Raw genomic sequence first — 12869 nt, forward strand, 5'->3', positions numbered from 1 at the left:
CACATCACCGGCGCCGTGGTGCCGGTGGCCGGCGGCCTGCTGCTGGTGTGACCCCTCGCAGACCCCGGACGGGGCGGGAGTCCTCGGACTCCCGCCCCTTCCGGGTGCCGCCCCTGCTGCGGGCTCGGCGCCCCGCTCGGCGTCCGGACCCGGGTCCGGACGCCGGGTCCAGCTCAGCCCGACGGCTTCGCCTGGTGCAGCGCGTCGGCGGTGGCCGCCTTGTGGGCACAGGCCACGCGCTCGATCTCCGCCATGTCGGCACCCCGCTCGATCAGGTCGAGGATGTGCTCGTGCTCCACCACCGAGCGCCGGGCCCGGCCCGGGACGTAAGTGAAGGTGGAGCGCCGCATGTGGTCCAGCCTGGCCCACTCGGCCTCCAGCAGCGACCGCAGGTGCGCGTCCGGGCAGTGCTGGTAGATGGAGAAGTGGAAGGTGCGGTTGAGGGCGGTGAACGCGGCCGGGTCGAACTCGTCCAGCGCGGCCACCATCCGGGCGTTGATCTCGCGCGAGGCGGCGATCTGGTCCGGCGTCAGCAGCGGCGCGCAGATGGCCGTCGCGTACCCCTCCAGCCGGGCCAGGATCTGCAGCGAGTGCTCGACCTGGACGGACTCGAAGACCGCGACCCGGGCCCCGATGTTGCGCACCACCTCGACCAGGCCGTCCGACTGGAGCCGGCGCAGCGCCTCGCGCAGCGGGATGGTGCTCACCCCGGTCTCCTGCGCGAGCTGGTTCATGACCAGCCGGTAGCCCGGCCCGTACGTGCCGTCGAGGATGCGTGAGCGGAGCAGCTCGTAACTCTGCTCGGCCTTCGACCCGCCGGTGGATCGGTCCTTCGCGGAACCCAACGCCGTTCCCTCGTCCTTCCTCACACCGGCCATCGCCCCCGTGGCGGACCGCTCGGCGGTCCGCGCGCCCCGTGCGGTCACCGTGCGAGGGCCTTCAGTACGACACGGCGGAACTCCGCACCGGCCACGGCCCCCAGGTGATCGCCGGGGACGGTCACCAGCTCCGCCCCGTCAAGGGGAGCAACGATACTCTCGATGCCCCGGGTCATCACATCGTCCGCGCCGACGACCACGACCGGCGCGACCCGGCCGGCCCAACCGCCCGGCGCGAAGGGGGTGTTGCGCAGCCCCTCGACGCAGCGGGCGAGGGCCGGGGCCCGGTCGCCGCGCGAGCGGACCAGGCCGGCGACCATGCCGGTGAAGGGGTCCTCGGGCTCGCCGCCGCCGGCCACCGCGCGGTGCAGCGCCTCGACGTCGACGGCCGCGAACGGCTCGCGCGGGCTGAGCCCGCCGAGCACCACGCGCCCCACCCGCCCGGGCGCGACGGCCGGGAACTCCCAGGCCAGCCGGGCGCCGAGGGAGTAGCCCACGAGGTCGAACTCCCCCATCCCGAGGGCGTCCAGGGCCGCCAGCAGACGGTCCGTCAGGGCGCCCGCGCCCATCTCGGCGGCGTCGACCGGGTCGACCGAGGCGCCGTGGCCGGGCAGGTCCGGCACCACGACGGTACGGCCGGTGGCGGCGAGCGCGGCGGCGGTGCCCGGTGCGATCCAGTCGGTCACGCCGTCGGAGACGAAGCCGTGCAGCAGGACGACGGGCGGCTCCCCTCCGGTGGTCCGCACGTCGCCCTCCGCCGGCGTGATGATCCGCACCGCCAGGCCGTCGATCTCTCTCATGCCCCTGCACCTCTCCCCAGTTTTCGCATACGATTTTTGATAGTACTGCACGCACCCTCCCCGGTCATGACCTCGACAGGGTCGATCTGCGCCCACGGATCATGTACGAAGTCGCATCCGATCAACCATGGTCAGCGCCCATCGCGTCCGCTATCGTGCATGATGCCGTATACGATTACAGGAGGGCAACGTGGAGCACCCCCTAGGGCTGGCGCCGGTAAAGATCATCGCGGTCCACCTCAACTACCGCAGCCGCGCGGCTGAACGCGGCCGGACACCGGACGCCCCCTCCTACTTCCTCAAGCCCCCCACCTCGCTCTCCTGGAGCGGACGGCCCGTCGTCCGCCCGGCGGGCTGCGAACTGCTCGCCTTCGAGGGCGAGATCGCCGTGGTGATCGGCACCCGCGCCCACCGGGTCTCCCGGGAGAACGCCCTGGAGCACGTGGCCGGCTACGCCGCCGCCAACGACTTCGGCGTCTACGACCTCAAGCACGCCGACCTCGGCGCCAACCTGCGGGCCAAGGGTCGCGACGGCTACACCCCGGTCGGCCCCGCCCTGCTCACCGACGTCGATCCGGCCCGGCTGCGGCTGCGCACCTGGGTCAACGGCCTGCTCGTCCAGGACGCCTCCACCGAGGAACTCCTCTTCCCCGTCGACCTGCTGATCGCCGACCTGTCCCGCTCGACCACCCTGGAGCCGGGCGACGTCCTGCTGATCGGCACGCCGGCCGGCTCCACCGTCGTCCGCCCCGGCGACGTGGTGGAGGTCGAGCTGGAGGAGAGCGGCCGGCTGCGCAACGAGATCGTCGCCGAGGAACCCGGCGTCACCGAGTACGGCGCGCTGCCGCGGGCGACCGAGGCCGCCCGGCAGGCGGCCTACGGATCCGCGCACGACGCCGGCCACCCGCCGCCGGCCGCCGGACGCGCCGCCGCCCCCGCGGGCCCGGCCGGCCTCGACGAGGAGACCGCCGCCGCGCTGCGCACCGTCTCCACCGCCACGCTCTCCAGCCAGCTGCGCGCACGCGGCATCGACCACCACTTCATCGAGGGCGTCCGCCCGGCCCGCCCCGACCTGCGGATGGTCGGCGTCGCCCGCACCCTGCGCTACCTTCCGCTGCGCGAGGACGTGTTCGCCGAGCGCGGCGGCGGGATGAACGCCCAGAAGAGCACCGTCGAGGAGATCCTGCCCGGCGAGGTGCTGGTCATCGAGGCCCGCGGCGAGCACGGCTCCGGCACCCTCGGCGACATCCTCGCGCTGCGCGCGCTGCGCCGCGGCGCGGCCGGGGTGGTCACCGACGGCGGGCTGCGCGACAGCCCGGCCTTCGCCGAGCTCGACCTGCCCTCCTACTACGCCGTCGCGCACGCCGCCGTGCTGGGCCGCCGGCACGTCCCGATGGACTCGCAGGTGCCGGTCGCCTGCGGCGGGGTGCTCGTCATGCCCGGCGACGTGCTGGTCGGCGACGCCGAGGGGGTCGTGGTCATCCCGCCCGCACTGGCCGCCGAGGTCGCCCGGGCCGCCGTCGCGCAGGAGGACGAGGAGCGCTTCATCCTGCGCCAGGTGGACCGGGGCGCCGGCATCAAGGGGCTCTACCCGATGGACGAGCACTGGCGCGCGCTCTACCTGCGCGAGCACCGGCCGCAGGGCGACTGACCCCCGCCCCCTCCCGCACTTCCCCGCCCCTCTCCCCCTCTCCTCCCCCACTCCCGACGGAGAACCGATGAAGTTCCGAAGCGACCCGTCCGTGATCCGCGGCTCCCTCGCCCCCGTGGTCACCCCCTTCACCGACGCCGGCGCCGTGGACCACGACTCGCTGCGCGCCCTCGTCCGCTGGCAGCTCGACTCCGGCTCGCACGGCATCTCGCTGGGCGGCTCCACCGGCGAGCCGAGCGCGCAGAGCGTCGCGGAGCGGATCGCCGCGATGCGCACCGCCGCCGACGAGATCGCCGACCGGGTGCCGTTCCTGCCCGGGACCGGCTCCGCCAAGCTCGACGAGACCCTCGAACTCACCGCCGCCGCGGCCGAACTCGGCGCCGACGCCGCGCTGGTGATCACCCCGTACTACGCGCGGCCCACCCAGGAGGCGCTCTACCGGTGGTACGCCACGGTGGCCCGGGAGTTCCCCGACCTGCCGCTGGTGATCTACAACGTGCCCTCGCGCACCGCCGTGGACATCGAGCCGGAGACGGTGCGCCGGCTGTTCACCGACTTCGACAACGTCGTCGGCGTCAAGGAGACCACCAAGGACTTCGAGCACTTCTCGCGCGTCCTGCACGCCTGCGGCCCCGAACTGCTCGTCTGGTCCGGCATCGAGCTGCTCTGCCTGCCCCTGATGGCGCTCGGCGGGGCCGGGTTCATCAGCGCCGTCGCCAACCTCGCGCCCGCCGCCGTGGCCCGGATGTACGAACTGTGGGAGCAGGGCGACCACGCCGGCGCCCGCGCGTTGCACTACCGGCTCCACCCGCTGGTGGACCTGCTGTTCGTGGAGACCAACCCGGCCCCCGCCAAGTGGGTCCTGGCCCGGCAGGGGCGGATCGCCTCCGACCACGTCCGTCCGCCGCTCACCGCCCCGACCGACGCCGGCCTGGAGCGGATCCGCGCGCTCCTCGCCGCGGGCGGCGACCTGACCCAGCAGCTGTGACCCCGGGGCCGGCGGCCCCGCCCACCACGAGAGCAGGAGACGAGATGACCACCAGCACCCAGGCGACCCCGGAGGCCGCCGCCGACCCCGCCGGCGCGCCGGCCCGCCCGGCCGGACTGCCCGGCGCGATCCTGCACTGGATCGGCGGAGCGGCCGCCCCCTCCGCCGACGGCCGCGTCCTCGACGTCGCCGACCCGGTCTCCAACACCCCCTACGCCACCCTCGCGGCGGGCGGCGCGGCCGACGTCGAGCGCGCCGTCGCGGCGGCCAGGGCCGCCTTCCCCGCGTGGGCGGCACTCGGCAACCGCGAGCGGGCCACCGTGCTCAACCGGATCGCCGACGCCGTCGAGGCCCGCGAGGAGGAGCTGGCCGCGTTCGAGTCCTTCGACACCGGCCTGCCGATCACCCAGGCGCGCGGCCAGGCCCGGCGCGCCGCCGAGAACTTCCGCTACTTCGCCGACGTCGTCGTCGCCCTCGGCGAGGAGGCGTTCCGGGTCGGGAGCCAGCAGCTGAACTACGTGGTGCGCACCCCGGTCGGCGTGGCCGGACTGATCACCCCGTGGAACACCCCGTTCATGCTGGAGAGCTGGAAGCTGGCACCGGCCATCGCCTCCGGCTGCACCCTGGTGCTCAAGCCCGCCGAGTGGACCCCGCTGTCCGCCAGCCTCTGGCCGCAGATCCTCACCGAGGCGGGCGTGCCGGCCGGCGTGGTCAACATCGTGCACGGGCTCGGCCCGGAGGCCGGTCAGGCCCTGGTCGACCACCCGGACGTGCCGATCCTGTCGTTCACCGGCTCCACCGCCACCGGCCGGCACATCGTGCGCTGCTCGGCGAACCGGCTGAAGACCGTCTCCATGGAGCTGGGCGGCAAGTCCCCGGTCGTGGTCTTCGCCGACGCGGACGTCGAGGCCGCCCTGGACTCGGTGGTGTTCGGCGTCTTCTCGCTCAACGGCGAGCGCTGCACGGCCGGCTCCCGGGTCCTTGTCGAGCGCCCGCTGTACGAGGAGTTCACCCGCCGGCTGGCCGAGCGGGCCGAGCGGGTCAGGGTCGGCCTGCCGGGCGACCCGGCGACCGAGGTCGGCGCGCTGGTGCACCCCGAGCACTACCGGCGGGTGCTGGACTACGTCGAGACCGGACGCACGGAGGCCCGGCTGGTCGCCGGCGGCGGACGCCCGGAGCACCTGCCCGAGGGGAACTACCTCCGGCCGACCGTCTTCGCGGACGTGCCGCGCGACGCCCGGATCTTCCAGGAGGAGATCTTCGGCCCGGTGGTCGCGGTCGCCCCGTTCGACGACGAACACGAGGCCATTGACCTGGCCAACGCCACCGAGTACGGTCTGGCCGCCTACGTGTGGACGTCCGACCTCAAGCGGGGTCACCGGGTCGCCCACGCCGTGGAGTCCGGCATGGTCTGGATCAACTCCCACAACGTCCGCGACCTCCGCACGCCGTTCGGCGGGGTCAAGGCCAGCGGCCTCGGCCGCGAGGGCGGTGCGCACAGCATCGACTTCTACACCGAGTCCAAGATCGTCCACGTGATGCTCGGTGAGGTCCACACCCCCCGCTTCGGCGCCGACGAGCAGCACTGACCCGCAGATGGAGGTCACGGAGATGCCCACCCCCCCGGACGTCGTACGCTCCGCCTACGCCCAGCTGGTCGTCACCGACCTGCCCCGGACCCGCTGGTTCTGGGTCGACATGCTCGGCTTCCACGTCCAGTACGAGGACGACCGCACGCTGTACCTGCGGGGCACCGACGAGCTCACCCACCACAGCCTCGTCCTGCGGGTGGGCGACGCCGCCGCGCTGGACCACCTCGCCTACCGGGTGCGCACCCCGGAGGACCTGGACCACGCCGAGGAGTTCTTCACCGCACTCGGCTGCCCCGTGCGCCGGGTCCCCGCCGGCACCGGCACCCGCGGCGTCGGCGACGCCGTCCGCGTGGTGGACCCGCTCGGCTTCACCGTCGAGTTCTTCCACGCGATCGAGCGGGCCGAGCGGCTCATCCAGCGGTACGACCTGCGCCGGGGGGCGGAGGTCGCCCGGCTGGACCACTTCAACATCGTGGTGCCGGACATACCCGCCGCCTACGAGCACTACCGCTCCCTCGGCTTCGGCTGCTCGGAGACCATCGAGGGCGACGAGCACGAGCTGTACGCGGCCTGGATGTTCCGCAAGCAGACCGTCCACGACGTCGCGTTCACCAGCGGCGCCGGGCCGCGGCTGCACCACGTCGGGGTCTTCGCCCCCGAGGCGCACCAGGTGCTGCGGACGGCCGACATCTTCGGCTCGCTGCGGGCCGAGCACCACATCGAGCGCGGGCCCGGGCGCCACGGCGTGTCCAACGCCTTCTACGTGTACCTGCGCGACCCGGACGGCCACCGGGTGGAGATCTACACCTCCGACTACTACACCGGCGACCCGGACCACGAGACCTTCCGCTGGAACGTGAACGACGACCGGCGCCGGGACTTCTGGGGCAACGCCGTCATCGAGTCCTGGTACAAGGAGGCGGTGCCCGTGCTGGACCTCGACGGGAAGCCGCAGCCGGTCGTCTCGGCCGCGCTGGACGAGTCGGCGGTCCAGGTCGGCGCGGACGGGCTGGGGAACATCCCGGCGGCCGTGCCGGCCGCGGAGGGCTGACCGGCCCGCACCCCGCCGAACGACGCCGCTGCCGCCCCGGGTCCGCCCGGGGCGGCAGCGGCGTTCCCGGGCGGGCACCGGCGGGGGCCTGCGGGGCCCGGCCCCGGGCGGCGAGCTGCGGGAACGGCGACGGACCCGCCGCCCGGGGCGGGCGTCGGGTCCGTCGGGCGTGCGGGTCCGTCAGGGGTGGGACGACGAGCTCAGAGGTGGTAGCCGTACTCCCGGAACTCCCAGTCGGTCACGTAGCGGTCGAAGCGCTCCAGCTCGGCCCGCTTGAAGGCCAGGAAGGCCGCGGTGAAGTCCTTGCCGAGCGCCTCGCAGAGGGCCGTGTCGGCCTCCAGCGCGTCCAGTGCCGCGCCCAGCGAGCCGGGCAGCACCGGCGCCCTGGCGGCGTCGTAGCCGTAGCCCTCCAGCGGCGCGGACGGTTCCACCGCGTCCTCGACGCCGAGCGCGAGCGCGGCGACGAGGCCGGCGACCGCCAGGTAGGGGTTGGCGGTCGCGTCGCCCAGGCGCACCTCCAGCCGGGTCGCGCCGCCGCGCTCCGGCGGGATGCGCACCATCGCACTGCGGTTGTCCAGGCCCCAGTCGATGAGCCAGGGCGCCAGGGTGTCCGGCCCGAACCGCTTGTAGGAGTTCACGGTGGGGTTGAGCAGCGCGGCCAGCGCGGGCGCGTGCCGCAGGACGCCGCCGATCGCGTGCCGGGCGGTGGCGGAGAGGCCGTCGGGCGCGCCGGGGTCGGCGAACACGTTCCGCCCCGCGGTGTCGAGGCAGGAGACGTGCAGGTGGAACCCGGAGCCGCCCTCGGCGTTGAACGGCTTGGCCATGAAGGTGGCCAGCCGGCCCTCCACCCGGGCGAGCTCCTTGACGGCGGCCTTGAACCGGAACGCCCGGTCCGCGGCGTCCACGGCCTCGGAGTGGGTGAGGTTGATCTCGAACTGGCCGCCGGAGAACTCGTGGTTGCCCATGGTGACGCCGATGCCGAGCCGGCCGAGCTGACGCAGGGTGCGCAGCAGGTGGCCGTCCGGGTCGCCGCGCCGGCCGGCCGCGTAGACGTTGCCCGGGGCGTCCGCGTAGGGCCGCCAGCCGCTCGGCGCGGTCGGGTCCGGGTCGCAGAGGAAGTACTCCAGCTCCGGTCCGACGACGGCGGTGAGCCCGAGCCCGGCGAGGCGTTCGGTGACGGTGTGCAGGACCTCGCGGGGCGACTCCGGGCCCGGGCGGCCGGTGCGCGGGTCGGTGGTGCGGCCGAGGCACCAGGCGACGCCGGGCTCCCAGGGCAGCGGGGCCAGGGTGGCGAGGTCGGGGTGGAAGGTGATGTCGGGCAGGCCCGCGTCCAGGCCGCCCTCGACCGGGACGACCTCGCCGAGCGGTCCGGTGTGGTAGATCGCGCGGCAGAAGGCGAGGCCGTGGCCGACCGCGTCGGGCAGGGCGTCGACGAGGATGTCGCGGCCCCGGTCGGTGCCCATGAGGTCCGGGTAGGTCACGCGGACGACGTCGACGCCCTGGGCCTTGAGCGCGGCGACCGTCTCGGCGACGCTCGGGCCTGCGGCGTTCGGGCCGGCGACCGGGGCGGTCCCGGCGTCGGGGGTGGTCCCGGCGGGGGATGCGGGGGTGGCGACCTGGTCGGTCACTGCGGGCCTCCTCGTGAGGCTGGCGTGGGGGAGGGAGTGCACCTGCGGTCCGGGCGGGCGAGCGGACAGCACCGGCCTCGGACTCTCGTTTGGGATCAAACATTAGGCCCGGGTGCCCCGTTCGGCAAGAGTCCGGGCCGGATCCGCGCAATCGGGGAGGAGGGGGTGACAGACGGCCCGTCGCGGCATATCGTATGGCCCCAAACGAGAAACCCCCGCAGGTCGCACCCCCGCCGCCGCGCCGCTTCCGCGGCCACGCCGCCGCGCCCACCGACCCGCCCGCCACCCGCCCCAGCCACCCCGAACCAGGAGGTGCCGTGGCCACCGTGCACGGCTTCTTTCACCCCAGGACGGCCACCGGCCGCTCCTCCCTCGTCCCGGCCCCGCCCTGGCACTACTCGGGCGACCTGCTGACGATCGAGTACCGCACCGACCCGGCCCGGGTCGCCGAGCTGCTCCCCGCGCCGCTGTCGCCGGCCGAGGAGGACCCCGGCGCGATCGCCCTGATCTGGGCCGACTGGCAGTCCTGCGCCGCCGACGGCGCGGAGCTGCTCGACCCGGTCCGCTCCCAGTACCGGGAGTGCTTCGCCGTGGTGCGCTGCAGCTACCGGGGCCGGACCTACTCCCGCTGCGTCTACATCTGGGTGGACAAGGACTTCGCGATCGCGCGCGGCCTGCACCAGGGCTACCCGAAGAAGCTGGGCTCGATCCACCAGACCCGCCCGCACCCCTTCGGCCCGGCGCCCCGGCTCGCCCCCGGCGCCCGGTTCGGGGCCACCCTCGCGGCGGCCGACCGGCGGCTCGCGCAGGCGGTGGTCACGCTGGAGGAGGAGTCCCCGACCAACGGCTTCGTGAACGGCCACCCGATGGCCCACCACCGCCGGCTGCCGGCCATCGACCGGCCGGGCGCCTTCGCGCTGGACGAGCTGGTCGAGAGCGGGGCCGCCGCCTTCGAGGCCGGACCGGCCTGGCGCGGCAGCGCCGAGCTGGAGCTGTTCGAGGCGCCCACGGAGGAGCTCGCCGCGCTGCGGATCGAGGAGCCGATCGCCGCCTACTACCGGCAGGTCGGCGTGGTCTGGAACGGCGGTCGCCTGCTGGAGTCGGCGGCCACGACGGGCTGATCCTGCGTCCCGGGCCCCGGAACCCCCGGGTCCGGGACCCCCAGGCCCCGGACGCAGGTCGTACGGGTGCAAATGGAGTGCCCGGCACGCTAGATTCGGCCGACGACAGAACCGCGGCCCCGCCGCGTGGGAGGGACGACCGGTGACCAACCGCACCATCGAGGAGACCGAGCGGGCCGTCCTGGCCAAGCTGGGCCAGGTTCCGCTGCTGCGGGCGCAGATGGCCGCCGTCTCCAACATCCACCGGGCGGCCGCCGCCGTCCGCCAGCACCTGGAGAACTCCGTCCTGCGCGGCGCCCAGCTGACCTGGACCTCGTTCGTGGTGCTCTGGGTGGTCTGGATCTGGGGCGAGATGGAGACCCGGTACGTCGCCGAGGAGGCCGGCATCTCCAAGGGCACGCTCACCGGCGTCGCCCGCACGCTCGAATCCCGCGGCCTGGTCGAGCGGGTCGGCCACCCGTCGGACGGGCGGATGGTGCTGCTGAGGCTCACCCCCGCCGGGGAGTCCCTGATGGCCGAGCTGTTCCCGCGGTTCAACCAGGAGGAGGCGTTCGTGGCCGGTGCGCTCTCCGACGAGGAGTGCGAGCAGCTGGCCGGCCTGCTGCGCCGGGTCGTCGGCACGCTGGAGCGGGACGGCGGGAACCGCCGCTCCGAGCTGACCGCCGACGCTCCCCCGCCGCCCCGCCCGGGCGGTCGCCGCCGGCGCGAGGCCTGAGCCCTCCGGCCCCCGCCCCGACGCGCCGGCACCCCCTCGGCTCCTCGCGGCCGGCCCGGTCCCCCTCGGAGGACCGGGCCGGCCGCGTTCGACCCCGGTGGCGCTCAGCCCCGGCGGCTCTCGGCGGCGGCGGCCTCGACGAGGGCCTCGAAGACGGCCCGCCGGCCCGGGTCGGCGGCCGAGGTGTCCTCGGGGTGCCACTGCACCCCGAGGAACCACCCGGCCGGCGAGGCGAGTTCGACCGCCTCCACGGTGCCGTCGGCCGCCCGCGCCGTCACCCGGAGTCCGCGCCCGAGCCGGTCGACGCGCTGGTGGTGGTAGCAGGACACCTCCCGCTCCCCCGCGCCGGTGACCGACGCCAGCAGGCTCCCGCCGACCGGCGCCAGCCGGTGGAGCACGTGCCGGTGGTCCCGCCCCGGGCCTCCCATGTCCTGCTCCAGGGAGCCGCCGAGCACCGTGTTGACGACCTGGAGGCCGCGGCAGACGGCCAGCGTCGGCAGGCCGGCCACCAGGGCGTACCCGGCGAGCGCGAGGTCGAAGGCGTCCTGCCCGGGGTGCAGGTCGTAGACCTCGGGGTGCCGGTCGGCCCCGCCGTAGTGCGCCGGGTCGAGGTCCCCGCCGCCGGGAAGCAGCAGGCCCGCGCAGCGCGCGAGTCGCTCGGCGATCTCCTCCGCGCCGGCGGCCCCCGGCGCGCGGGGCCCGGCGGGCAGCATCATGAACGGCTCGCCGCCCGCCCGGTAGACGGCCTCGGCCAGCGCCTCGGCGGTCACCAGCGCGGCGTACCGCAGCGCCGAGGCCGAGGCCGAGTACCGGGCGGGCAGGGCGATCAGCGGCCGGGCCGCGCTCACAGCCGGATCCAGGTGGTCTTGAGGTCGGTGTACTTGTCCAGCGCGTGGGCGGACTTGTCGCGGCCGTGGCCGGACTGCTTGACGCCCCCGAACGGCACTTCGAGCCCGCCCTCCTCGTAGCAGTTGACCCAGACCGTCCCGGCCCGCAGCGCCCGCGACATCCGGTGGGCGGTGGAGAGGTCCGCGGTCCAGAGCCCGGCGGCCAGCCCGTAGACGCTGTCGTTGGCGAGCCGGACGGCCTCCTCGGGGGTGTCGAAGACCTGGACGGCGAGGACCGGGCCGAACACCTCGTCGCGGGCGAGCCGGGAGTCCGCCGCGACCCGGTCGAACACGGTCGGCAGCAGGTAGTGCCCGCCGGTCTCCGCGAGGGTGGCGGCGCCGCCGGCCCGCAGCCGGGCCCCGTCCTCGTGGGCGGCCCCGACGTGCCCGAGGACGCGCTCGCGGTGGGCCGCCGTGACCAGCGGGCCCATCTCGGTGGCCGGGTCGAGCGGGTCGCCGACCCGCAGCGTGCGGGCGCGGGCCACGACGGCGTCCACCACCCGGTCGGCCACCGCGCGGTGCACCAGCAGCCTGGACGGCGCGGTGCACATCTCCCCCTGGTTGAAGAAGATCCCCCAGGCGGCGGTGGCCGCCGCGCGGTCCAGGTCGGGGGCGTCCGGCAGCACGATGTTCGGGGACTTGCCGCCGAGTTCGAGCCAGACCCGCTTGAGGTTGGAGTCGGCGGCGTACCGCAGGAAGTGGCGTCCGACCCCGGTGGAGCCGGTGAAGGCGAGCGCGTCGACGTCCGGGTGGCGGCCGAGGGCGCGGCCGGCCTCCGGGCCCTGGCCGGCCAGCACGTTGAGGACGCCGTCCGGCAGTCCGGCCTCGACGGCGAGCGCACCGAGGCGCAGCGCGGAGAGCGGGGACTGTTCGGCGGGCTTGAGCACCACGGTGCAGCCGGCGGCGAGGGCCGGCGCGGTCTTCCAGGCGGCCATGGTGAGGGGGAAGTTCCACGGCACGACGGCCGCCACGACGCCGACCGGCTCGCGGGTGACGAGCGCGAGGGCGTCGCCGGGGGTGTGCGGGGCCTCGTCGACCAGCTTGTCGGCGAGCTGTCCGTACCAGCGGAAGGTGGCGGCCACCGCGCGCAGTTCGATGTCCCGCGCCTCGGCGACCGGCTTGCCCATCTCCAGGCTGATCAGCAGGGCGAGTTCGTCGCGGTGCAGCTCGACCAGGTCGGCCAGTCGCTGGAGTGCGCGTCCGCGGTCGGCCGGGGCGGTCCGCGGCCACGGGCCGTGGTCGAAGGCCCGGCGGGCGGCGGCCACGGCGGCGTCGGCCTCCGCGTCGCCGCCGGCGGCGACCTCCGCCAGGACGCGGCCGTCCCGCGGGGAGACCACCTCGAAGGTGGCGCCGCCGCCGGGTTCCTGCGTGCCGCCGATCAGGTGGGCGGTGGGGAGGGCGAGCTCGCGGGCGCGCCGCTGCCAGTCCTCGTACGTGCCGCCGTGCTGCGTTCCGCCCGTCACGGTGCCTCCGGTTCAGGTCGCGGCGAATGCCGCCGGGAGCTTCATTTGGAAGCAAACGATAGCCAACGACAGCGTCACGTCAAAGGGTTGACCTC

11 protein-coding genes are annotated in these 12869 nt (G+C 74.9%); 6 read left to right on the forward strand and 5 right to left on the reverse strand.

Translation table 11 applies throughout. From position 1 onward, the window contains the following. Window positions 1–173 precede the first annotated feature (173 nt). Both ACFWIC_RS36645 and ACFWIC_RS36650 read right to left on the reverse strand, forming a co-directional pair. On the reverse strand, window positions 174–845 hold the full coding sequence (locus ACFWIC_RS36645) for a GntR family transcriptional regulator (protein WP_329947646.1): 672 nt from the start codon (window positions 843–845) through the stop codon (window positions 174–176). 77 nt (window positions 846–922) lie between these two features. Further along, the gene (locus ACFWIC_RS36650) at window positions 923–1678 is read right to left on the reverse strand and encodes an alpha/beta fold hydrolase (RefSeq protein ID WP_380521246.1); all 756 of its coding nucleotides are present in this window, start codon (window positions 1676–1678) and stop codon (window positions 923–925) included. A 190-nt stretch (window positions 1679–1868) separates the two neighbouring features. Here ACFWIC_RS36650 and ACFWIC_RS36655 point away from each other — a divergent pair, with 190 nt between their 5' ends. From ACFWIC_RS36655 to hpaD, 4 genes are all read left to right on the forward strand, one after another. Beyond that, on the forward strand, window positions 1869–3329 hold the full coding sequence (locus ACFWIC_RS36655; RefSeq protein ID WP_380521248.1) for a fumarylacetoacetate hydrolase family protein: 1461 nt from the start codon (window positions 1869–1871) through the stop codon (window positions 3327–3329). 67 nt (window positions 3330–3396) lie between these two features. After that, the gene (gene dapA, locus ACFWIC_RS36660) at window positions 3397–4317 is read left to right on the forward strand and encodes a 4-hydroxy-tetrahydrodipicolinate synthase (RefSeq protein ID WP_329947643.1); all 921 of its coding nucleotides are present in this window, start codon (window positions 3397–3399) and stop codon (window positions 4315–4317) included. Window positions 4318–4361: 44 nt separating this feature from the next. Beyond that, window positions 4362–5906, forward strand: coding sequence for a 5-carboxymethyl-2-hydroxymuconate semialdehyde dehydrogenase (gene hpaE / locus ACFWIC_RS36665; RefSeq protein WP_380521250.1), 1545 nt, complete (start codon window positions 4362–4364; stop codon window positions 5904–5906). Window positions 5907–5928: 22 nt separating this feature from the next. Next, on the forward strand, window positions 5929–6960 hold the full coding sequence (gene hpaD / locus ACFWIC_RS36670) for a 3,4-dihydroxyphenylacetate 2,3-dioxygenase (RefSeq protein ID WP_329879822.1): 1032 nt from the start codon (window positions 5929–5931) through the stop codon (window positions 6958–6960). A gap of 200 nt (window positions 6961–7160) precedes the next feature. Here the strand turns inward: hpaD and ACFWIC_RS36675 are convergent, their stop codons facing one another. Then, the gene (locus ACFWIC_RS36675; protein WP_380521268.1) at window positions 7161–8423 is read right to left on the reverse strand and encodes a glutamine synthetase family protein; all 1263 of its coding nucleotides are present in this window, start codon (window positions 8421–8423) and stop codon (window positions 7161–7163) included. A gap of 482 nt (window positions 8424–8905) precedes the next feature. On the opposite strand from ACFWIC_RS36675, the gene ACFWIC_RS36680 reads away from it, so the two are divergent. Together ACFWIC_RS36680 and ACFWIC_RS36685 are read left to right on the forward strand one after the other, a co-directional pair. Continuing rightward, complete coding sequence (locus ACFWIC_RS36680; RefSeq protein WP_380521251.1) at window positions 8906–9709, forward strand: acetoacetate decarboxylase family protein; 804 nt, start codon at window positions 8906–8908, stop codon at window positions 9707–9709. A 142-nt stretch (window positions 9710–9851) separates the two neighbouring features. Then, complete coding sequence (locus ACFWIC_RS36685; RefSeq protein ID WP_355409431.1) at window positions 9852–10424, forward strand: MarR family transcriptional regulator; 573 nt, start codon at window positions 9852–9854, stop codon at window positions 10422–10424. A 104-nt stretch (window positions 10425–10528) separates the two neighbouring features. Here ACFWIC_RS36685 and ACFWIC_RS36690 read toward each other — a convergent pair whose 3' ends face one another. Beyond that, window positions 10529–11272, reverse strand: a complete 744-nt coding sequence (locus ACFWIC_RS36690) for a gamma-glutamyl-gamma-aminobutyrate hydrolase family protein (protein WP_329947639.1) — start codon at window positions 11270–11272, stop codon at window positions 10529–10531. After that, window positions 11269–12774, reverse strand: coding sequence for an aldehyde dehydrogenase (locus ACFWIC_RS36695; protein ID WP_380363146.1), 1506 nt, complete (start codon window positions 12772–12774; stop codon window positions 11269–11271). The genes ACFWIC_RS36690 and ACFWIC_RS36695 overlap by 4 nt, the downstream gene beginning before the upstream one ends. Window positions 12775–12869: the final 95 nt, after the last annotated feature.

It is taken from the genome of Kitasatospora sp. NPDC127035 (genome assembly GCF_042726075.1).
In the GTDB taxonomy this organism is placed as follows: Bacteria; Actinomycetota; Actinomycetes; order Streptomycetales; family Streptomycetaceae; genus Kitasatospora.